The sequence below is a fragment of the Bradyrhizobium sp. 23AC genome, from assembly GCF_054863025.1.
Map to the genome: position 1 here is coordinate 99,829 of NZ_JAVAYN010000021.1, position 21,663 is coordinate 121,491.

19 protein-coding genes are annotated in these 21,663 nt (G+C 65.0%); 3 read left to right on the top strand and 16 right to left on the bottom strand.

Features of this window, described 5'->3' with window-relative positions; translation table 11 throughout:
* Window positions 1-30: 30 nt before the first annotated feature.
* The 7 genes from RAD10_RS34340 to RAD10_RS34370 form a co-directional block, all read right to left on the bottom strand.
* On the bottom strand, window positions 31-1,068 hold the full coding sequence (locus RAD10_RS34340; RefSeq protein ID WP_461620901.1) for a tagatose 1,6-diphosphate aldolase: 1,038 nt from the start codon (window positions 1,066-1,068) through the stop codon (window positions 31-33).
* Entirely contained in the window at window positions 1,065-2,024 is a 960-nt protein-coding gene (locus RAD10_RS34345; protein WP_461620902.1) for a sugar kinase, read from the bottom strand. Before RAD10_RS34345 ends, RAD10_RS34340 begins: the two co-directional genes overlap by 4 nt.
* Window positions 2,021-3,085, bottom strand: coding sequence for an ABC transporter ATP-binding protein (locus tag RAD10_RS34350; protein ID WP_461620903.1), 1,065 nt, complete (start codon window positions 3,083-3,085; stop codon window positions 2,021-2,023). The genes RAD10_RS34345 and RAD10_RS34350 overlap by 4 nt, the downstream gene beginning before the upstream one ends.
* Window positions 3,086-3,090: 5 nt before the next feature.
* Window positions 3,091-4,095 carry a zinc-dependent alcohol dehydrogenase family protein gene (locus tag RAD10_RS34355; RefSeq protein WP_461620904.1) on the bottom strand — a complete coding sequence of 335 codons (1,005 nt, stop codon included), beginning with the start codon at window positions 4,093-4,095 and terminating at the stop codon, window positions 3,091-3,093.
* Window positions 4,096-4,102: 7 nt separating this feature from the next.
* Entirely contained in the window at window positions 4,103-4,930 is an 828-nt protein-coding gene (locus RAD10_RS34360; protein WP_018316074.1) for a carbohydrate ABC transporter permease, read from the bottom strand.
* 4 nt (window positions 4,931-4,934) lie between these two features.
* Window positions 4,935-5,822 carry a carbohydrate ABC transporter permease gene (locus RAD10_RS34365; protein ID WP_461620905.1) on the bottom strand — a complete coding sequence of 296 codons (888 nt, stop codon included), beginning with the start codon at window positions 5,820-5,822 and terminating at the stop codon, window positions 4,935-4,937.
* 61 nt (window positions 5,823-5,883) lie between these two features.
* Window positions 5,884-7,185 (bottom strand): ABC transporter substrate-binding protein, encoded by a 1,302-nt coding sequence (locus RAD10_RS34370; protein ID WP_461620906.1) that lies wholly within the window; start codon window positions 7,183-7,185, stop codon window positions 5,884-5,886.
* 168 nt (window positions 7,186-7,353) lie between these two features.
* Here RAD10_RS34370 and RAD10_RS34375 point away from each other — a divergent pair, with 168 nt between their 5' ends.
* Entirely contained in the window at window positions 7,354-8,394 is a 1,041-nt protein-coding gene (locus tag RAD10_RS34375; RefSeq protein WP_461620907.1) for a LacI family DNA-binding transcriptional regulator, read from the top strand.
* Between the two features lie 9 nt (window positions 8,395-8,403).
* Window positions 8,404-9,138 carry an SDR family NAD(P)-dependent oxidoreductase gene (locus tag RAD10_RS34380; protein ID WP_461620908.1) on the top strand — a complete coding sequence of 245 codons (735 nt, stop codon included), beginning with the start codon at window positions 8,404-8,406 and terminating at the stop codon, window positions 9,136-9,138.
* A gap of 60 nt (window positions 9,139-9,198) precedes the next feature.
* On the opposite strand, the gene RAD10_RS34385 is transcribed toward RAD10_RS34380, so the two are convergent.
* From RAD10_RS34385 to RAD10_RS34425, 9 genes are all read right to left on the bottom strand, one after another.
* Complete coding sequence (locus RAD10_RS34385; protein WP_461620909.1) at window positions 9,199-10,530, bottom strand: MFS transporter; 1,332 nt, start codon at window positions 10,528-10,530, stop codon at window positions 9,199-9,201.
* Window positions 10,531-10,600: 70 nt separating this feature from the next.
* On the bottom strand, window positions 10,601-11,407 hold the full coding sequence (locus RAD10_RS34390; RefSeq protein WP_461620910.1) for an enoyl-CoA hydratase/isomerase family protein: 807 nt from the start codon (window positions 11,405-11,407) through the stop codon (window positions 10,601-10,603).
* Between the two features lie 29 nt (window positions 11,408-11,436).
* The gene (locus tag RAD10_RS34395) at window positions 11,437-12,981 is read right to left on the bottom strand and encodes an AMP-binding protein (protein ID WP_461620911.1); all 1,545 of its coding nucleotides are present in this window, start codon (window positions 12,979-12,981) and stop codon (window positions 11,437-11,439) included.
* Window positions 12,974-13,492: a (2Fe-2S)-binding protein gene (locus RAD10_RS34400; RefSeq protein WP_461620912.1), complete on the bottom strand. Its 519-nt coding sequence runs from the start codon at window positions 13,490-13,492 to the stop codon at window positions 12,974-12,976. Before RAD10_RS34400 ends, RAD10_RS34395 begins: the two co-directional genes overlap by 8 nt.
* A complete protein-coding gene (locus tag RAD10_RS34405; RefSeq protein WP_461620913.1) occupies window positions 13,489-14,304 on the bottom strand; it encodes an FAD binding domain-containing protein in 816 nt (271 codons plus the stop codon). The genes RAD10_RS34400 and RAD10_RS34405 overlap by 4 nt, the downstream gene beginning before the upstream one ends.
* Complete coding sequence (locus RAD10_RS34410; RefSeq protein WP_461620914.1) at window positions 14,301-17,309, bottom strand: xanthine dehydrogenase family protein molybdopterin-binding subunit; 3,009 nt, start codon at window positions 17,307-17,309, stop codon at window positions 14,301-14,303. The genes RAD10_RS34405 and RAD10_RS34410 overlap by 4 nt, the downstream gene beginning before the upstream one ends.
* 129 nt (window positions 17,310-17,438) lie before the next feature.
* Window positions 17,439-18,278, bottom strand: coding sequence for a helix-turn-helix transcriptional regulator (locus RAD10_RS34415; RefSeq protein ID WP_461620915.1), 840 nt, complete (start codon window positions 18,276-18,278; stop codon window positions 17,439-17,441).
* A gap of 124 nt (window positions 18,279-18,402) precedes the next feature.
* Complete coding sequence (locus RAD10_RS34420; RefSeq protein ID WP_461620916.1) at window positions 18,403-19,821, bottom strand: UbiD family decarboxylase; 1,419 nt, start codon at window positions 19,819-19,821, stop codon at window positions 18,403-18,405.
* A 28-nt stretch (window positions 19,822-19,849) separates the two neighbouring features.
* Window positions 19,850-20,470 (bottom strand): UbiX family flavin prenyltransferase, encoded by a 621-nt coding sequence (locus RAD10_RS34425; RefSeq protein ID WP_461620917.1) that lies wholly within the window; start codon window positions 20,468-20,470, stop codon window positions 19,850-19,852.
* A 172-nt stretch (window positions 20,471-20,642) separates the two neighbouring features.
* On the opposite strand from RAD10_RS34425, the gene RAD10_RS34430 reads away from it, so the two are divergent.
* The gene (locus RAD10_RS34430) at window positions 20,643-21,611 is read left to right on the top strand and encodes a LysR family transcriptional regulator (protein WP_461620939.1); all 969 of its coding nucleotides are present in this window, start codon (window positions 20,643-20,645) and stop codon (window positions 21,609-21,611) included.
* Window positions 21,612-21,663: the final 52 nt, after the last annotated feature.

Below are 21,663 nucleotides of genomic sequence, written 5' to 3' on the forward strand. Positions count from 1 at the left end.
GGGATCGGAGCACGCGGAACGGCCATCAGCTCAGTACGCGCGCGCGAAGTCACCTTCCCGCTTGATATCAGTAAATACGGGAAAGCGCGCCTTCCACGGCGTTCCCTTGGCCTTGGTCAGCTCGTTGAGCCGTTCGAGCACACCAAGGCCATCCTTGCGCAGGCTGGCGGCAACCGCCGCGCGGTCCGGGAAATTCTTCAAGACGGCATCGAGCCAGATCGTGCGGCCCGCCAAAAACCCGCCCGCGCCCGCGGCATAGGCAAAGTCGAGCACCCGCTCGAATTTCTCCGGCGCAGCACCGCCGGAGAGCAGCACCCAGGGGATGCTGCGCGCGCGGCAGATATCGCCGATCGCATCGAACTCCATCTGCGCGGCTTTCGCCTCGGCACTGCCATCCCGGGCAGGCAGACCGTTGGCCGCCAGCGGGCTCTCCAGCTTCAGAAGGTCGACGCCATATTCCGGCTTGGCGAACTCGCGCACGCTCTCGATGACCAGACCTGGAAGTTTTCCGGGCGACTCCACGTAGTCGGCGGTGTGATTGGCGCTGCCGAGGAACGGATAGACCAACAGCTCCAGGACGTAGGGAATGTCGTGACGGGCGCAATCCTGCCCGATCTCGCGAACGAACCGCTTCTGATGCTCGTTGACCGCAGCATCGGCGTCCGGCCGGTACCACGCCAGCACCTTGACGGCGTCGCCGCCCATGGCGCGGATCTTCTCAACGCTCCAGTCGGTGATCGCCCGCGACTTGCGTCCGCCCGAGGTCTCATCCACCCGGTGCTCTTCAAGAGTCATGATGAGACCGCAACGCGGCGGCAGAAGATCGATCGCCGCGGGCACCGCGAAATTCGGATCGAACAGCATCGAGCTGCAATGTGGGGCGAGGTTCTCGACGAGCAGACGCTTTGCTGCCGTCACGTCGGAATACTCGACCTGGTCCCGCGTAATCCCCTTTGCTTTCGCAATAGCGTCAAACAGCGGCGGCCGCTGATCCAGCGCGACCATGCGAAAATGACCGTCGGCGTCGGCCAGACGCGCCAGGCCGCGGTTCTTTCCAATCGTTCTCATGGCTTCGTCCTCATGAATGCAAGACACTCGTTGATGGTGGGGATTCCGTTGCGTCCGCCTGCGTGGCGGCATTTCATTGCGGCGGCCGCGGCCGAAAACGCCATCGCACCACGCACGTCGAGGCCGGAGCCGATCGCGAGGGCGTAGGCGCCATGGAAGACGTCACCGGCGCCGGTGGTGTCGACCACATCGACCGCGAAGGCCGCCTGTCGGTGCAGGCGGCCGTTCTCGTACCAGCTCACGCCCTCGCCACCGCGCGTGACGGCGATGATGCGACAGCCGAAGCGGGCGAGCGCCGCGAGGGATTCATCCTTGGCCGAGCCGCCAAAGGCCGTGAGCGCGGGCTCGGAGAAGATTGCATGGTCTGTCAGGGGCAACAGCCGCTCGAACACCTCGGCATCGGCCATGTCGCCGTCGAGCACCGTCGGAATCCCGCGCGCGCGGGCTTCTCGGAACAACGTCGCGGCCCCCTCAACCCAGCGCGGATCGGCGAGCACGGACGATGCGCGCGAGACAGCTTCGAGCGGGAGCCAGTCGGCGGCTTCCGGATAGAGGCCGCGGAAGTTCACGATCTGCCGCTCGCCGGAATTGTCAACGATGACACCGGAGACGGACGAGCGGCCGTCGGCAAACAGCCGAAAATTCTCGACGTCGACGCCTTCCGCGGTGAAGGCTGACTTCATCTCATGCCCGGCAGCATCATCCCCTGCCCGCCCCCAGAACGCGACGGACGCACCGAGCTTTGCGACCGCCACGCTCGCATTGGCGGCCATGCCGCCGCCGAGCGTGCCGTACTCGACGGCCCTGATCTTCTCGCTTCCACCCGCGAACGGCCGGTCGACGCGCCAGACCTGGTCGAGCGCGGACAACCCGAGACAGATCACGTGCACGGGCCTCGCCTTGGACGCGACGTCCGCCAGCGCCGTGAGATCGCCGATGTTGACCAATGCGCTCACCGCACGACCTGTCCATTTGCGGCATCGAACAGATGCGTCTTGCCGGGCTGCGGTCGCAGATTGAGGCGATCGCCGACCTTCGGTCGTAGCGACGGATCGACCCGCGCGATGGATGCCGCGCCGGCGAGATCGAAATGGATCAGCGTGTCCGAGCCGAGCGGCTCAACGAGCTTGACATTCACTGCAATGCCGTCGGCAGCGACGGCAAAATGTTCGGGGCGAATGCCAAGGACAGCGCTGCCGGCCCGCCGCAGCCCGTTTGCCGTCTCCTCGCCCAACGGCACCACCGTTCCGCCTTGCGAAAGGATCGCACGCTCCTGTCGCCATTCGACCGGGAAGAAATTCATGGCTGGCGAACCGATGAAGCCGGCCACGAACTGATTGGCCGGCCGCTCGTAGACCGCCTCGGGCGTGTCGTATTGCTGGATCGTGCCGCTCTGCAGCACCACGATGCGGTCGGCCATGGTCATGGCCTCGATCTGGTCATGCGTCACGAAGACCATGGTGGTCTTGAGCTCCTGCGACAGCGCCTTGATCTCGGCGCGCACCTGCCCGCGCAGCTTGGCATCAAGATTTGAGAGCGGCTCATCGAACAGGAAGGCTTTTGGATTGCGCACGATTGCGCGCCCCATGGCGACGCGCTGGCGCTGGCCGCCGGAGAGCTCCTTCGGCTTGCGGTCGAGATACGGCTCGATGTGCAGCAGCGCCGCCGCGCGCTTCACCCGCGCGTCGATCTCCGCCTTCGGCGTTCCCCGCAGCTCCAGCGCAAAGGACATGTTGTCGTAGACCCGCATGTGCGGATAGAGCGCGTAATCCTGGAACACCATCGCGATGTCGCGCTGCGCCGCCTGCACGCCGTTGACGCGCTTGTCGCCGATGTAGAGATCTCCGGAAGAAATCGGCTCGAGACCTGCAATGATCCGGAGCAAGGTCGACTTGCCGCAACCGGACGGGCCGACGAAAACCACGAACTCGTGGTCCGCGATCTCAAGGTTGAGATCCGGGATCACAGTGAAATTGCCGTAGCGTTTGGTAAGGTTGCGGATAGAGATCGAGGCCATATCGCTTAGTCCAGCGCCAGTACAGGCTTGATCAACTCGCCCTTGGCGAAGCGGGCGAAATTCTCGGGCAAAGCGGACAGGCCGAACTCGCCGTCGACGAGAACGCGGTATTCGTCCTTGTACCTGCGCAGCAGTTCGACGTTCGGCTCGAAATCCGAGACCGGGAAGTAGAAGGTCCGGATCATGTAGAAATCCTTGCGGCGGAACACCTTGCCTTCCTCGATGGTCCAGGGCGCGGCGTTCTCGCCGACCAGCACCAGCGCCCCGCGCGGCAGGACCAGCTCGATACCGAGGTTGCGTGCCGCATGCGCGCCGGAGCACTCCATGATGAGGGCGAAACGCTTTGACGTGTCGCCGACCGGATGCGGTTTCGCGCCGAACGATCGGGCGATATTCAAGCGTGCCGCGTTGGGATCAGCGACGTGGATATCGTCATAGCCGAGACTGCGGAGCGCCAGCACGACGCCGAGACCGACAGGCCCCGCTCCCATCACGAGGACCGCACCTGCCTCCTCCGACGACACTACGCGACTGACGAACCGCACGGCGTGGCCGGAGGTGCCGATGGTGTCGAGCAAGAGCGGCGCGAGGCTGTCCTCGATATCGTCGGGCACCGGCAGCAGGCAGTTCTCCGGCACCGGCACGTATTCGGCATAGCCGCCCGGCCTGTTCCAGCCGATCAGGCTCGAGACCTCCAGGCACATCTGGGTGTCGCCGCGCTTGCAGGCCGCACAGTGGTCACAGTGCAACGGGATATAGACGGCGCAGCGGCGGCCATGCAGGCGGTGGCCGGGCTGCTCGACGACGCCAAAAATCTCGTGGCCGGCGGTGAACTCGGCGCCTTTGTGCCAGAGCTTGAAGTCCGAGCCGCACAGCGCGGTGCGCGAGACACGGACCAGCACTTCGCCGCTGCCGACATCAGGCATTGCGACGCGCTCGATGGTGATGCGGTCATTGCCGTGGAACACCGCGGCCTGCATGATTGAGTTCGGACGGGGGGACACGTTCATCAAATACCTAGCCTTTCACCGCACCGAGCGTCAGCCCGGACACCAGCCAGCGCTGAACCAGAGCTGCCAGTACCAGCGGCGGCAATGCGATCAGCGTCGCCGCGGCCATCAGGGCGCCCCATTGCGTCGAGCCTTCGCCGATGAAATTGAAGGCAGCCGCGATCAGGGTCTTGGTGTCGCCATTGGACAGCACCAGCGCAAACAGGAAGTAGTTCCAAGAGAATACGAAGGCGAGTATGGCCGAGACGGCGATGCCGGACGCCACCAGCGGCAGCGCGATGCGCCAGAGGATGCGCGTGACGCTGCAACCATCGACCTGTGCCGCCTCGAACACGCTGCGTGGAATGGCATCGAACGACGGCAGCAACACCCAGATCACGATCGGGAGCGTGATCACCGCGTGGCTGAGGATTAGCGCCGTGTACGACCCGATCATGCCGACCTGCCGGAACATGACGTACCACGGCAGCAGGAACAGCGTTCCCGGTGCCATGCGCGCCGCGAGCGTCAGGATCGCCGGCCACGAAATACGCGTCCAGGAAACGGCGAACGCGGCCGGGATTCCGAACAGGAGCCCGAGCGCCGTCGAGCCGACGGTCACGATCAGGCTGTTGAGGGCGTAGCTCAGGAACGGCGTCGTCTTGGTCAGCTCGACATAATTGTCCAGCGTCGGCGTGAAGATCAGTGTCGGCGGATAGGCCGTCACCTCGAAGGACGGCTTGAAGGAGGACAGCACCATCCAGACCGTTGGCGTCATGATGATAACGCCGGCCAGCACGAGCTGCACCAGGTTGAGCCAGCGTATCCAGCGGTCGGTGTTGACTGCGTCGGTCATGAGATCACCACGCCACCGCGCCGCGCAGGCGGTTGAAGGCGAGCACGGCGCCGAACACGATCGCGGTTAGCGTCAGCATCAACGCGCTGGCATAGCCGATGTTGAAGAATTCGAAGCCGACCCGGAAACCGTAGATATTGAGCGTATTCGAGGCGTTGCCGGGCCCGCCTTGGGTCGTGATGTAGATGATGTCGAAAAAGCGCAGGAGATCGACGCTACGCAGAATGGCTGCAGTGACGATGGTCGGCAGCAGCAGCGGCAGCGTGATGCGCTGGAAGGTCTTGAACGCAGATGCGCCATCGATTTGCGCGGCCTCGTAGACGCTCGGCGGCAGAGATTGCAGGCCGCCGAGCACGATCAGGGCGACGTACGGTGTCCACTGCCAGCTATCGATCAACGCAACCGTCGGAATGACCCATGTCGGCGAGGCCAGCCAGTCCGATGGCGGCAGGCCGAGCGATTGCAGGATGTAGTTGGCCGCGCCCAGTGACGGATCGAGGATCACCAGCCACATCATGCCGGCGACCACCGGCGGCATCATGAAGGGCGAGATGAACAGCGATCGCACGATCCCAGGAAGGCGCTTGGCATGAAACAGCACCAGCGCGAGCCAGACGCCGAAGACGAGCTGCAGCACCAGCGAGAGCACGAACAGCGCAATGGTGATCCACAACCCATGCCAGAACTCGACGTCGGACATCAGCTTCGTGTAATTGGCAAGGCCGGCAAAGGACTGCTTGCCGGTCGAAGAGAAAGTCTGGAAGCCGAGCCAGATCGTATAGACGACCGGAAATGCGATCATCGCGACCGTGAAGATCACGGCCGGCGCCGAGAGCGCCGCCATTTCCAGCTTCTGCCGGTCCTGCGTGAGTGTCGCAGCCGTGTCAGACATGTATTCCTGTCCTCGATCGAGTTAGGTGTCGGCCGGCGCGAAACCAGCCGGCACCGGGCGGTCAGTTCAGCGCGATCAGCGCGTCCAGCGCCTTGTCGGCGTCCGCGCAAGCCTGATCGACGGTCTTTTGCTTCAGGATCAAATCCTGCACCGCCTGACCAATGAACTCGCGCGATTGCGGATTGGCGACGATGGGATAGCCGACTTCGGACGAGCCCTTGGTGGCGAGCACGTCGAGCGCGGCCTGCCATTCCTTGCGCACCGGCTCCTCGTCGATCCACTTGCGATATTCGGGGTCCTTGGCGACGGACGGACGCGGCGGGGCAATGCCCTGCAGAGCCATCTTCTTCTGCACCTCGGGGCTCGTCGCCCACTGCACGAAGTACCAGGCGGCATCCGGCTGCTTGCTGTGCGAGGACACCGCCATGCCCCAGCCGATCGTGGTCGGCACCTGGCCGGCCTCGCCCGCCGGGAACGGCAACAGGCCGGTGTCCTTCAGGCGCGCGCCGCCTTCCATCACCGTGCGCAATTCATTCGAGGATTCGAACGCCATCGCCGCACGGCCGCCGCGATACAGCGCCGAAATCTGCTGGAAGCTGTAATTGACGACGCCGGGCGGTCCGAAGTCGCGCAGCAGCCGGCTATAGGTGTCGAGCGCCTCCTTGCCCTTGGCCGAACACAGGCTCGACTTGCCGCTCGCGATATACGTGCCGCCGATATTATGCAGCATGTTGCTGAAGGTGTAGGCGATCGCAGGCTTGAGGCCACGCGAAACGAACGGCGTCACCGTGCTGTCGCAGGTCTTGATCTTCTCGGCGGCGGCCTCGACGTCCTTGATGGTCTTCGGCGCCTCGAGGCCGCACTTCTTGAAGATATCGGTGCGGTAATAGAAAATCGGGCCCTCGATGTTCATCGGCATGCTGGTCAGCTTGCCGCCGAACGTCGCGGCCTTCAGCAGGGCCTGGCTCAACCCCGCCGGATCGTAGTCCTTGGCGACCTCGTTCTTGGCCATCGCGGTGAGATCGCCGTACCAGCCGGCAGCGGCGAACTGCTCGCCTTCGCGCGAGGGCAGCGTCATGAACACATCGACCTCGTCGCTGTTCGCATTCATGACGGTGACCAGACGCTGGCGCATCTGCTGTTCCTGATAGCCGTCGACCTTCAGGGTCATGCCGGTCAGCTTCTCGAAATCGGCCTTATAGGTGAGCAGCGCCTGCGAAACCGGATTATTGTTGGCGAGAAAGGTGACGGTCTTGCCCTTGAACTTCATCCAGTCGAATTCGGCCGCGCGCGCCTGCGCGCTGACGGCGACAATCGCAAGAACGGGCAACGCGACGCGCGTCGCGAGCATCCTGGCCTTCATCGAACTCTCCTCCCGCTGGCCGCCTTATGCTGTCGGCGCCTTTTGAAAACGGTTACATCCTAAGCGCCATCTCACCTCTGTCAAGCGATAGACAATCGATCCTTTGTGCGGCAATATCGCAGATATCCTCCTTGTCTTGCCCGCGATCCGGAATTGTAACGTTACATCATGAATCGACCGTCCGCCAAATTGACGAAGCAAGGCATCCGCGCCGTCGCGGCACGGGCCGGCGTGTCGACGGCATCGGTTTCGCGTGCGCTCAACAACCCCGATGCGGTGAGCCCGTCCCTGCGCGCGCGCATCGCGCAGGCAATCGAAGCCGTCGGTTACATCCCGCATGCGCCGGCCCGGATTCTGTCATCGCGGCGATCGCGTACGCTTGGCGCCATCGTGCCGACGATCGACAACACGATGTTCGCGCGCGGCATCGCCTCACTGCAAAAATACCTGTCCTCGGTGGGTTACATGCTGTTTCTCACCACGAGCGGATACGATCTCGACGTCGAGCTGCAACAGGCCCGCAACCTGATCGGCCGCGGCGTCGATGGCCTCGTGCTGCGGGGCGACTGCCATCACGAAGGGTTGCGCAAGCTACTCGCGGACAATGCGGTGCCTTTCATCAATGTCGGCATCTATCAGCCCGACCGGCCCTACCCTTGCGTCGGCACGAACAACGAGGCCGCCGCCCATCGGGCGGCCGGGCATGTCATCGAGCTCGGCCATCGCCGGATCGGAATCGTTTCCGCTCTCCAGCGCAACAACGACCGCGCCGGCGCCCGCGTCGCCGGCTTTCGCCGCGCGCTCGCGGAGAAGGGCCTGGAGCTGCCTCCGGAATGGCATGTCGAGGTGCCCTATACCCTGGACGACGCGCGCGAGGCGGCGCGCCATCTCCTCAACCTCAAGAATCGCCCGACGGCAGTGGTCTGCGGCAACGACGTCATTGCCTACGGCGTCCTGTTGGAAGCGGAGCGCAGCGGCTTTTCGGTGCCGCGTGATCTGTCGGTCGTCGGCTTCGACGACCTCGACTGGAGCCGCCATTTGCGACCGAGCCTGACGACGATCCACGTCCCAACCGACGAGACCTGGCAGCGTGCCGGAGAATATCTGGTGCGCAGCCTCGCCGGTGAGCAGACCATCATGCATCGCGAGATCGACTTCTCGCTGGTGGTCCGGGAATCGACGGCTCCGCCTCCCGCAATCCCGAAGTGAGATCCTCCGATGAGTGCCAGCTTTTCTCTCACCCCCGGTTTTCATGCCGTCGTGGTCGGCGGCGCCGGCGACATCGGCGCCGCGATCAGCAACCAGTTCTGCGATCTCGGGGCGATGGTGACCGCCACAGGCGTCAATGACGCCGATCTCGCACGCTCCCTGCTCAAGCCGCGCGCCGGACTTGCGCTCACGACGCTCGATGTCACGAGCGATGAAGCCGTCGCGTCACTCGCCGGGCAACACCAGCGCGTCGACGCGCTGATCAATTGCGCCGGCATCCTGGCGCGAGACAAGGAATACGAAATCGAGACCTTCATGAAAGTGCTCGACGTCAATCTCACGGGCACGTTCCGGACCTGCATGGCGTTCCGCTCGCAGCTGGCGAAGATGAAAGGCTCGATCGTCAACATCGCCTCGATGAACGCAACCCTGGCCCTGCCGCGGATTCCGGCCTATTGCGCCAGCAAGGGCGGCGTCGTGATGCTGACCAAGGCGCTGGCCCTGGCGTGGGCCGAAGACGGCATCCGCGTCAACGCCGTTGCGCCCGGCTATGTCGAAACCGCGATCAATGCCGCCGGCCGCACCGACCGCGCCCATTATCAGCGAATCGCCAACCGCACCGCGTTCAAGCGCTGGGGCCAGCCCGAGGACATCGCCGGTGCCGTCGCCTTCCTCTGCATGCCAGCCTCGCAATACGCGACCGGAACGGTGGTCGCGGTGGATGGCGGGTTTCTTGCGGGCTAGCGGCAGCTGTCACACGCTCGCAAGCTGGCGCGGCTGCAGGTGCAGCCGCGCCGATCTAGCTCAGCGGAAGTTGCCCTTGGTCTCGGGGATCACGACCGCGCCGATCAAATAGATCACGAACACGCCGACTGCAAAGTAGGCCAGCGACATCGGAATCTCCGCGGGGCTGCCGCTTACCAGCGAAACGAACGTCGGCATCATTCCGCCCAGCGCAAAGCCGATATTCCAGGACAGGCCGGTGCCGCTGGCGCGGAGCGCCGTGGGGAACCGCTCGTTCAGAAAGATCAGCACCGGCGCATAACCGGCATTACCGATGAAGGCGATGGCAAGCGCATAGAGCGTGATCTGCGTGGTGTCCTTGGTCGTGGCGAGGTTCAGATAGCACAGCGGCAACAGCACCGCCGCCAGGACCCCGATCAGCAGGAACGTCTTCTTGCGGCCGATGAGATCGCTCAGCGCGCCGACCAGCACCGCGGCGAAGAACGCCGAGACGCTGGCGCCCATCAGGATCAGCGAGGAGGTCTGGTTCGGAACCGCGTTGATGACTTTCAGGAAGCTCGGCAAATACCCCGAGGTCAGATAATAACCGGCGCCGCCGCCGAAGGTAATGAGCAGGTTGATCAGCAGGACGCCGCGATACTCGCGGGACAACACATCCTTGACTGGCGCCTTCGAGACCTTCGCCTGCTTGTTGCCCTGCTGGCGCTTGAGCTCCTTGAAGTAGGGAGATTCTTCAAGATTACGGAAGATGAACCAGCCGAGCAGCGAGCTCAACAGCCCCGAGAAGAACATGAAGCGCCAGCCCCAGACGGCGAAGGCATCTCCAGGGAATACCGAGGACGTAATCAGGAAGATGAAGGACGCCAGCAGCGCGCCAATGCCGGCGCCGCCGCCGCCGACCAGGCCCGACATCGCGCCGCGCCAATGCGGCGGCACCGATTCCGTGCCGATCGTGTGGGTCGAGGCCACCACGCCACCGACGAACACGCCCTGCACCAGGCGCAGAATCAGGAACACGATGGGAGCGATCACGCCGACTTGCGCGATGGTCGGCAGCAGGCCGAACGCGGCCGTGCTGATGCCGACGCCGACGATGGCGATCAGCATGGCCTGCTTTCGGCCGTGCACGTCGGCGTAGTGCCCGAACACCGCTGAACCTAGCGGCCGCATCAGCAGCGTAACGGCGAACGAACCGTAGACCGCGGCGAGCGACAGCGCCGCATTGCTCGACGGAAAGAACAGCGCGCCGACCACCGGCGCTACATAGAGCAGAATGAACAAATCGAACAGGTCGAGTGCCCATCCGAGTACTGACGCGATGATCGCATTGACCATCTGCTTGTTATCCGTCGATGCCCGTGCACCGGCGACCGGCATATCCATCTCAGCCATTTTGTTTTACCCTCCCCGTTTGAGTAGGACCGCGGTCCGCGCGAACCGCGGCAGCTTGTTGCGTCGCGTATCAACGCCCAACGAATTTCGGCGGACGCTTGGCGTTGAAGGCCTCGACGCCTTCCCTAAAATCGTCCGACTGGCGCAGGCGGCTGTAGCAGTGCCCCTCGAGCTCGATGGCGATGGCGAGTGTCGAGTCCTCGGTATCGTTGAGGAGTTTCTTGGCGGTACGCTGCGCCAGTGGCGAGAAGCTGCGGAGCTCGTCGACAAGCTTGTCGGTCGCCTTCTCCAGTTCGGCATCGGGCACGCATTCGGTGGCGATGCCCCACTCCAGCGCCTGCTTCGCCGAGATGCGCTTGGAGCGCATCACGATGTCCTTGGTGCGGGTGATGCCGACCATTTTTTGCAGCCGCGCCGACCCGCCGGAGCCCGGGATCTGGCCGAGCTTCTGCTCGGGCAGCGCGTACTGCGTGGTCTCCGAGGCGATACGGAAGTCGCAGGCCAGCGACAGCTCGAAGCCAACGCCGAAACAATAGCCGCGATTGGCGACGATAACAGGCTTGGCGCAACGCGCCGGCGCGGCGATGTTCCAGGCGAGCTTGGAAACGTGCTCGGGGCTCGCTTCCATGAAGCCTCCGATGTTTCCGCCGCTCGAGAAATGCTCGCCCTCACCGCGCAGCACAATGATGCGCACACGCGGATCCTCGTCCAGCGTCTCGAAGGTCAGCCGGAGCTGGTCGCGCTGCGGCATCGCCACGACGTTGTAGGGGGGACGTCTCAGGATGATGTCCGCGCGCTCATGCGCCTCGTCGATCTCGACCTTGAACCCATCGAGCTTGGCAAGCCGGGGATCGGCAAAAGTGTAGGGTGACAGCATTTTCGCTTCCTTCTGTTGATGCGTGACGATCAAGCGGCGTCCGATGGCGGCCGACGCTCGGTCTCGTATTCTCCGGCGACGAGCAGACGCCGCAGCAGCTTGCCGACCGGCGATTTGGGAATCGCGACGACGAAGACGTAGCGGCGCGGCCGCTTGAAGTTGGCGAGGCCCGAGGTGCGGCAGAACTGCTCCAGCTCGCTCTCGGAAACGTTGCGATTGCGCTTGACGAAGGCGGCGACGACCTTGCCCCATTTTTCGTCGGCCACACCGACCACGGCGACCTCGTCGACCCCGGGATGCAGCGACAGGCAGCTCTCGATCTCGACAGGAGAGACGTTCTCGCCGCCGGTGATGATCATGTCGTCGACGCGGCCCGTTACGAAGAGGTCGCCGTCGGGATCGACGAAGCCGGTGTCGCCGGTGAAATACCAGCCCTCGCGCAACGATTTGGCGTCGGCCTCGGGGCGGCGCCAATAGCCCTCAAAAGCCTCGTCGCCCGCGAGCGTGGCGATGATCTCGCCCTCCTCGCCGACCGCGGCAAGCTCCGTCACCGAACGCGCGCCGATGCGCACGACCTTGACGTGCTGGTTCAGCCCGGCCTTACCGGCAGAGCCGGGTTTTGCCGTAGCGTTCTGATCGATCGTGAAGGTGTAGATCTCGGAGCTGCCGTAATGGTTGACGAACAGCTCCGGCCTGAAGGCCTCGTTCAGCTTCTTCAGCAGGCCATCCGTCATCGAGGCGCCGGCAAAGCCGAGCTTGCGCACGCTGGAGACGTCGGTCCGGGCAAAGGCCTCGTGATGGACGAGATCGTGATAGAGCGTCGGCACCAGATAGAGATTGGTGATCCCTTCCCGCTCGATCAGCTCCAGCGCGTGGCGGCTGTCATAGCGCGGCAGGCAGATGAAGCTGCCGCCGATCAGCGACATCGCGAGCAACGAGCGGACGCCCATGGTGTGGTAGAGCGGCATCACGCCGAGCGTGCGCTCGCCGCGGCCGTAGAGATTTTGCGCGACATGAGCGATCGCCGCGGCACGCTCGGCGCGATGACGCCGCGGCACGCCCTTCGGCCGCGAGGTCGTGCCCGATGTGTAGAGCATGATCGACCAGGCATCAGAGCCGACGCTCGGCTCGGCGTCGGGCGCGCTGCCCCTGATCAGATCAGCAAAGCCTGTCGCCTCCCCTGTGCCCGGATCGACCGACACGCGTAGCACCCGGCCGGCGAGCGCCGAACCCTGCACCGCCTCAGCAGAAATATCCTGGTAGAAAACTGCGCGGGCTTCAGCGTTCTCGATGCAGAAGTCCAGCTCGTCGGCCTTGGCTCGCCAGTTGATCGGGGTGATTACGAGTCCGGCGAACTGGCAGGCCCAATGCAGCGTCGCGGCCTCCCAGCGGTTTTGCAGCAGCGTGACGACGTGGTCGCCGGGCTTGAGGCCCAGGCGGCCGAAGGATGCGACCAAGGCAGAGATCTTGTCGTACCATTGCCGGTAGGTCAGGCGGAGATCGCCGTCGACCAGCGCGATGGCGCGCGGATCGCGCGCGGCGCTGGCCATGAAGCTGCTGGCGAGATCAAGCATCTGACGTCTCTTTTTTCGATGAAGCGAGCTGGGCGGCGGCGTCGAGGGCCGCCTGGATGATCGGCGTGTAGCCGGTGCAGCGGCACAGATGCCCGCTGAGAAGATCGCGAATCTCCGCCTCGGTCGGCGCCGGGTTCCTCGCGAGATAATGATCGAGCGACATCAGGATGCCGGCGGTGCAGAAGCCGCACTGAAGCGCGTGGTGACGGCGGAAGGCCTGTTGCAGCACGCCGAGGCGATCGGCCGCGGGTGCAAGCCCTTCAACCGTCTTGATCTCGCCGCCGTCGACCTGCGCCGCCAGGGTGAGGCAGGAACGGGTCAGCATGCCGTCGACGACGACCGTGCAGGCACCGCAGACGCCGTGCTCGCAGCCGACATGGGTGCCGGTGGCGCCCAACTGGTGCCGCAGGAAATCGGACAGCAGCGTCCGAGGCTCGGCTTCCCCCGCGACGGGCTCGCCATTCAGCGAGACGTGGATGGGATGGCGGGCGTCGGATTTGAGACGGGTCATCGCAGAACCTCGCCGATCAGATCGCGGCCGATCATGCGCACCAGGTCGCGGCGATAGCGCGCGGTGGCATGGACGTCGTCGCGGGCACGGAGCTCGTAGGCAAAGGCGTTGAGGGCATCGTCGAGCGCGCTGCCCTCGAGTCGCGGCCAGTCCCGCGCCGTCGGGACGTCCGCAACGCCACCGACCGTGAGGCGGACGCCGGATGGCGTCTTCATCGCGGCGCAGGCCACGATGGCAAAATCGCCGTGCCGGCGTGCGACCTCGCGGAACGCGAAGCGAGATCCATTGATGACCGGAAGCGAGATGCCTTCGATCAGCTCGTCGTCGCTGCGCGCCGTCAGCATCATGCCGGCGAAGAAATCCTTGGCCGCGACGCGGCGACGGCGCCTGGCACTGCGCAAAAGCACCTCGCCGCCGAGCGCGACCAGCGCGAGCGGCATCTCGGCGCTGGGATCGGCATGCGCGAGCGAGCCGCAGATGGTGCCGCGGTTGCGGGTCTGCATGTGACCGACGCAGGGCAGCGCCAACGCCACCAGCGGCAATGCCTCGGCCAGATCCGGCCAGGCCAGCAGATCGGCCTGGCGCACGCCGGCACCGATGACGACGGCATCGGCTGTCCGCTCGATCTTGCGGAGCTCCCGGATCCGCATGATGTCGATCAGAAGCTTCGGCTTGGCGAGGCGCATGTTGAGCATCGCCATCAGCGACTGTCCGCCGGCGAGCACACGGGCATCGCCGCCATGCTGCGCGAGCCCGTCGAGGACATCACCGACGGTTTCGGCGCGGAGATAGTCGAATGCGGGCGGCTTCATCGGCGCCCCCCGAATCGGCCGGCGAATTTCGCCAGCAGAGCGAACAGCGAGAAGCCGCCCGATGCACCACCGCCGCCGGCCCTGCGGGCGAGCGCTGCGAAGAACTGGCCGATGATCACCCGCGTCGCGCCGTCGAGCAGCCGGCCGCCGATGCTTGCGATCTTGCCGCCGATCGCGGCGTCATAGCTGTAGGTCAGCTTCGTCCCGCCGCTGCCGTCGGGCGCGAGCATGATGCGCCCCTCAGCGCTGCCGAAGCCGAGCGCGCCGGTGGCGCCGCCGCGCAAGGTGACCGCGCGCGGCGGATCGAGATCGAACAGCTCCACGTCGGCGCGATAGCGGCCGGTGACGGGTCCGATGCCGAGCGTGACGTCGGCGCGGAAATGCGTCTCGGTGATCTTGTCGACGCGCTGGCAGCCGGGAATGATCGATTGGAGCGTGGCAGGATCGAGCAGCATGGCCCAGACCTGCTCGGGCGTCGCCCTCACCGAGGCCTGCCCTTCGCCGCGAAGCCGCCGATCCGCTTCGCGCGCAGGCACCGCAGCCACGCCCCCCGCGGGAGGCGGCGGCTCGGCGCCGCGCACCAGCTCGGCAAGCCGCGCGGGCACCAGCGGCAACGTGACGTCGGCAACGCCGAGCGCGTCCGCAACCGCATTGGCGAGGCACACCGGTGTCGACATGCAATTGCCTTCGCCGACGCCTTTCGCGCCGAGTGGCGTAAACGGCGACGGCGTCTCCATGTGGAAGATCTCGGGCTCCGGCACCTCGGTGGTGGTCGGCAGCAAATAGTCCGCCAGCGTTCCCGTCAGAAAGCTGCCGTCGTCAGCGTAGGCATATTCCTCGTAGAGCGCGGCACCGAGCGCCTGAGCGAAGCCGCCGCGGATCTGGCCATTGACCATGCCGGGATGCAGGATGGTGCCGCAATCATGCATGGTGACGTAGCGGTCGATCCGCGTCTGCAGAGTAATGCGGTCGATCTCGACGCCGCAGAAGTCGAAGATGAAGCCATGACACAGCGAGGAGTTGATGCGGTCGTCCTCGCCGGGCGGGGTCAGCTCCGGCGGCGTCCAGAACACGGTCTCACGGATGGTCTGGCCGGCATCGTCAGGCAGCGAGCCCGGCGACCAATGACCGAGCGCAGCGACACGCGAGAACGCGATCCGGTTTTCCGGATTGTGCCTGGAGGCAACGAAGCCCTTAGCAAACACGATGTCCGCGGCTTCGACGTTCAACTGGCTGGCGGCGATGCGGGCGAGACGGCCGGCAATGCGCTCGGCTGCCAGTTTTGCCGTGCCGGCCACCGCGGCGGCGAAGCGGCTGGCATAATTTCCCGACGCGATCGACCAGGCATCCTTGGCGGTATCGATCTCGGTGTTGACGCGGATGTCCTTCGGCTCCAGGCCGAAGACGTCGGCGACCACTTGCGACAGCACGGTGCGATGACCCTGCCCCTGCGGCACGGAGGCGACGTGAACGGTGACGCTGCCGACCGGATCGAGGCCGACAGTGGCGGTCGCCTGCGCCCCGTTTTTCGGCCCGGCCTTGCGGCGCTCGGCAGCGGTCAGCACCGTTGTGATATAACCCATATTGGAGACGCTGGGCTCCACCACCGCCGTGAAGCCGATCCCGTAGAGACGCCCCTCTGCCCGCGCCGCGTCGCGCCGCGCCTTCAGTTCCGCGAGCCTGCCCTGCTCGACCGCGCGCGCGATGGCTTCCTGGTAATTACCGGAATCGAGCAACGCGCCGGTCGCGGTGCGATAGGGAAAAGCACCAGCCTCGATCAGATTGCGCTTGATGACATCGAGCGGATCAAGACCGAGCCCGATCGCGATCCGCTGCACCAGGCGTTCCAGCGCGAAATAGACCTGCGGCCCGCCAAAGCCGCGGTTGAGGCCGGTCGGTGTCTTGTTGGTGACCACGACGCGGTTGCGGATCCTGACGTGGCTGATGTCGTAGGCCCCCGTCATGTTGCCGTGCATGCGGTAGAGCGTGGCCGGCTCGGGTGCGCGCAGATGCGCGCCGCAATCCTCGACCTGGTCCCAATCGAGCGCGAGAATCTTGCCGTCGGCCGCAACCGCCGCGGCCAATGTCGTCGCACGGTTGGTCGCCGACACCGACGCGGTGAGATGCTCGAGCCGGTCCTCGATCCACTTCACCGGCCGACCCGTGACGCGCGCCGCAGCCGCGATCAGAACGATGTACGGAAACACGCCCTGCTTGACGCCAAAGCTGCCGCCGGAATCCGGCGGCGTGCGCAGCCGCAGCCGATTGCCCGGAACTTTCAGTGCACGCGCAATCACGGTGTGGATGCTGAAGGGCCCTTGAAAATTCGCGAGAACCTCAAAGGCATCCTCGCCGGCATCATGCGAGGCGACGACGCCATAGGTCTCGATCGGGGTGCAGGAGTTGCGGGGATAGCGGATGTCGATGGAGAAGTGATGCGGTGCATCCGCAAACGCCCTTTCAGGATCGCCGTAGCGAAACGCGCGGTCGCTGGCGAGATTGCCGGGAAAACCGTCGTGCAGGACAGGTGCACCCGGTGCTATCGCCCCGAGCGGGTCGACTGTGGCCGCTCGCGGGCGATACGCGACATTGATGAGTTCGGCCGCATCTTCGGCGCGGGCACGATCGGTCGCCACGATCACGGCGACCGGTTCGCCGACATAGCGCACACGCTCGACCGCGATCGGCCAGCACTCGACCGGCGCCTTCACACCGACGACGAGACTCGTGGTTACCGCCTTGATCTGTTCGCCGGTCAGGACCGCGACAACGCCCGGCAGCCGCCTGGCCGCTTCAACGTCGATCGAGACGATATCGGCGTGGGCGTGCGGCGAGCGCAGGATCGTCGCATGCAGCGTGCCGGGCTGGACGCCGAGATCGTCGATGAATCGGCCGCGGCCACTAAGCAGCGCAGCATCCTCGACGCGCTCGATTGAACGCCCGACCCACGGCTTGTCGCCACTCTGATCAACCGAATTTGCGGATTGAACCGCGGCCTGCACCATGTCCCGACATACCTCCCGACGCGTTCTCTGACGCGACGGCGACGTTTGTCAGGACAGGAGGCGCGAGGGCCATACCGCCCGCTCTCACGACTTACCAAATCGTCTCATTCGAGAGCGTGCAGCGCAATATCAGCCCGCGAGGCGCGAGACGTTGCGAAACTCGCGCGGGCTGACACCGGCATGATCGCGGAAGAAGCGCGTGAAATGCGCAGGCTCCGGAAAGCCAAAGCGCTCGCTGAGCTCGCCGAGCGGCGTGTCCTCGCGCATCACCGCGTCGAGCGCGCGCTCCATGCGGACGACGTTGAGGTAAAGCTTCGGCGAAACCCCGAGCGAGGTCTCGAACAGGCGGAAGAACTGCGCGCGCGACAGGCCCGCGCCCTTCACGAACTGATCGACGTTGGCATAGGAATCGTTCACGCGCATCGCGTCCATCGCGCGGCGGATCCGCCAGTCGCAGCTCACCGCGCTCATGCTGCGGATCGAGGTCGGAAAGCTGCGCCAGGGCGTGAAACGCTCGATCACCGCGATCATGAGGTCCGAAAGCGTCTGCTCGTGGGTTCGCACCGCATCGGGATTCGCCATCATTTCGGCCGCAAGATGCAGCGTGAGTTGCCGAATGCGCGGCGAGACTTCGCCCGAGGGACGCTCGAAAAAGCCCGGCGCGCCGCTCGCGGCCCATCCGGGCCGGAACTCCTTCAGCCATTCCGGCTCGATATAGAGCGCCATGATGAGCGTGCGCGGGCGATTGACGTCATGCACATAGGCATGCGGCTTCCAGCCGTCGACGAGAACGGCGGCCGTGTCCGTGAGCGGCGTGACCTGGTCGCCGACCAGAAACTGGGTGTCGGCGCCCTCGACCTTGAGCAGGACGTGGCAGTGATGATGAGCGTGGCGGACCAGCGAACGGTCCATGTCGAGCAGAGCGACCCTGCCGAAAGCGCCATGAGCAATGCGCAGGGCCGTCGACATCAGTTTCGTCCTCCCGGCGTTGCGCCGCAAAATGGTTACTTTGCTGGTGCGGCACTATAGGCCGCTCCAGCTACATATTCCAACGGCGCAAACGGACGCAAGCCGCTTCCGGGCGGTAACCCGCTCACATCCGCGCCTCCGCAAGAAGGCGCGCGACCGCAGCGCCCGGATCGGCTTGCAAGGCTGTCGTCAGGTCGACGTCCTCCTCGCCCTTGACGCGGATGCGCTTGAAGGCGAGCTCGGACGCGCTGACGGGCGCTGTCGCATCGAGGCCCATCTTGGCGCCGATACCGTCCTCCGTGGTCGGATCGAGTTTCGAGCCGAGCGCGCCGGCGACGACCATGAGATCGCGATCGGCCTGGAAGCGCGTCGCCACCGCCCATTCGATCTCCTCGGAGGAAGAGATATCGACGTCCTTGTCGACCACAACCACCTGCTTGATGTCGTAATGCGCGCCGAAGGCGCACATCATGACGTTCTTCGGCTCGCCCTCATTGGTCTTGTCCATCTTGATCGCGAGATGATAGCGGCAGGTGCCGCCGCGCGTGAGGCGAACGTCCAGCACGGTCGGGAAGCTGCGGCGCAGATGCTGGAGCAGCGTCGCTTCGCGCGGCACGCCGCCGAGGATCAGGTGCTCGAAACCGCCGCCGACGATGGTGTGGAAGATCGGCTTGGCGCGATGCGTGATCGCGTCGACTTCGATCACCTCGCGATTGGCGCGCGGGCCGTAATATTGCGGGAATTCACCGAACGGGCCCTCCGGCTCGCGCACGCGTTGCAGGATCCGTCCTTCAATCACGATCTCCGCATGGGCGGGAACGCGAACCGAATTGGTGCGACATTTGACGACGTCCACGGGCGAGCCGAGCAGCGCGCCCGCAATCGCCATCTCGTCCTCGTCCAGCGGGGCAATCGCTTGCGAAGCCAGCAGCAGCGCCGGATGCGCGCCGATGACGATGGCGATCTCCAGCGCCTGGCCCAGCTCTTCCGCGATGCGATAGTAAGAGAACGTGTGCCGCGGCAGCAGCAGAACGCCGATACGATTCTTGCTGCTGACCTGACAACGGTGAATCGAAACGTTCTGAACGCCGGTCTTCGGATTGCGCGCGATCAACAGGCCGGCCGTGATATAGGGACCGCTATCGCGTTCATTGTGCTTCGGCACCGGAAGTTGTCGGAGCAGGTCGATGTCGTCGTGAACGACCTCCTGCACTGGACCGTCCGGAACCTCGCGGGTCGGCAGCGGATCGCTTGCGGCGGCAAGGAATCGCGGCAGCAACTGGTCCTCGGTGACGCCGATGGAATCGGCGACCCGGTCACGACCGGCAAACAGGTTGGCGATGACAGGAATCTCGTGCCCATCGGGACGCGGGAACAGCACCGCGCTGTCGCGCTCGAGCCGCTTCGCGATGGCGGCGAGTTCATCGGTCAGCGCAATACCCTCGCGGGCCATCGCGAGCTTGCCGCGCTCGGCGAGGTAAGCGAGCCAGGCACGCAGATCGGCCGGTGCGTTCGTGCTCTTCGCCGAATTTTGCATTCGCATGTAACGTATCTCTCCTCGGGCGTTCGGGTCAGGGCGCGATCTTGCGCAGCGACGGCGAGCGGCGCTTGAGCGCTTCGTCCTCGCCCCAGCGGCGCACCACGCCGATATCGATATCGAAGAGGTCGAGCACCCGGCCGACGGTGTGCTCGACCATGTCTTCGAGATTCTCGGGTTTTGCGTAGAAGGCGGGCACAGGCGGCGCGATGATCGCGCCCATCTCTGATAGCGACGTCATCGTCCTGAGATGCCCGGTGTGCAGCGGAGTCTCGCGCACCATCAGCACCAGGCGCCGGCGCTCCTTGAGCACAACATCGGCGGCGCGGGTCAAAAGCGTCGTGGTGACGCCCGAGGCGATCTCGGACATCGAGCGCATCGAGCACGGCGCCACAATCATGCCCGCGGTACGGAACGAGCCGCTCGAGATTGCCGAAGCCATGTCGTCGATCGCATGGCTGACATTGGCGAGCTCCCTCACCTCGGCGATCTTCAGGTCCGTCTCATAGGCAAAGGTCTGCTCGGCCGTCTTCGACATCACCAGGTGAGTCTCGACGCCGGCATTGCGCAGGAGTTGCAGCAGGCGCACGCCATAGGTGACGCCCGAGGCGCCGGAAATGCCGATGATCATCCGCTTGGGCGCTGCGTGCTGCATATGTCTGATTTCGCTCCCGTGGCCACGTACCCTCGAGGTCTCGTGGCCGGCCGCAAAACTAGGCAATCTCGGCCATCACAACAAATAATGATTGATTATATCATTCATCATCAGAGATGATGGCTCGCGAACGGTTGGCGAACGAAGGACTGGCCCTGTGGAACTCAGACAGATGCAATATTTCCTGTGCCTGGTCGATGAAAAGAACGTCACGCGGGCCGCGCGCCGGCTCAACATCGTGCAGCCGGCGCTCAGCATGCAGATCGCCAAGCTCGAGGCCGAGCTCGGCCAAACGCTGTTCGACCGCAGCGTCCAGGGCATGACGCTGACCAGCGCCGGCGAGGCGCTGGTGCGGCTGACGGCGCCGATCGTGCGCGATGCGGAGTATGCGCGCCAGGAGATGGCCCAAATCGGCGGGCGGATTTCGGGCCGCGTCGCGGTAGGCCTCATCACCTCCGTTGCGCAGAGCACAATGGCGAGCTCGTCAGCGACTGTCGCGCGCCGCTATCCCGAGATCATCCTCTCCGCGTGCGAAGGCTACACCGAGACGCTGGTGGACTGGGTCAACAGCGGCCAACTCGATTTCGCGCTGATCAACGTGCCGCGCCGAAGGACGCCGCTCGCCGCGCATCACATCATGGACGAGGAGATGGTGTTCGCCTGCCGCAAGGACGGCCCAATCCGGCCGCCGGCCAAGCTGCGCTTCGACCACATCGCGAATTTCGATCTGGTGCTACCCTCGAAGCGCCACGGCCTGCGGCTGATCCTGGACGAGCACGCCGCAGCCCTCGGCATCGACCTGCGGCCGCGCCTGGAGCTCGACACCCTGCCCGCCCTCTGCGACGTGATCGCGACCACCGATTTCGCGACCGTGCTGCCGACCATCGCGCTCCGGCAGTCGCTGGCAAGCGGGACCATTCGAGCCCACCGTTTCGACGCGCAACGGATCGTTCGCTCCATCGCCTGGGTGCATCACCCGCGGCGAGCGGTCTCGGTTGCGGCCAAGGCCGTGCTGGACGTCATCAGCCACGATCTGGCGCAGGCCGCGGCGGTGGCAAAGGAGTTGGCTGAACCTGGCTCCGGCGGCGCAGCCTCGTCATCCCGCAAGCAGCGTCGCAAGGCTGGGAAGACGATTTCCTGAATCCCGAACGCTCATTTGGACAAGATGTCGCGCCCCTTTGCAAAATGAGACG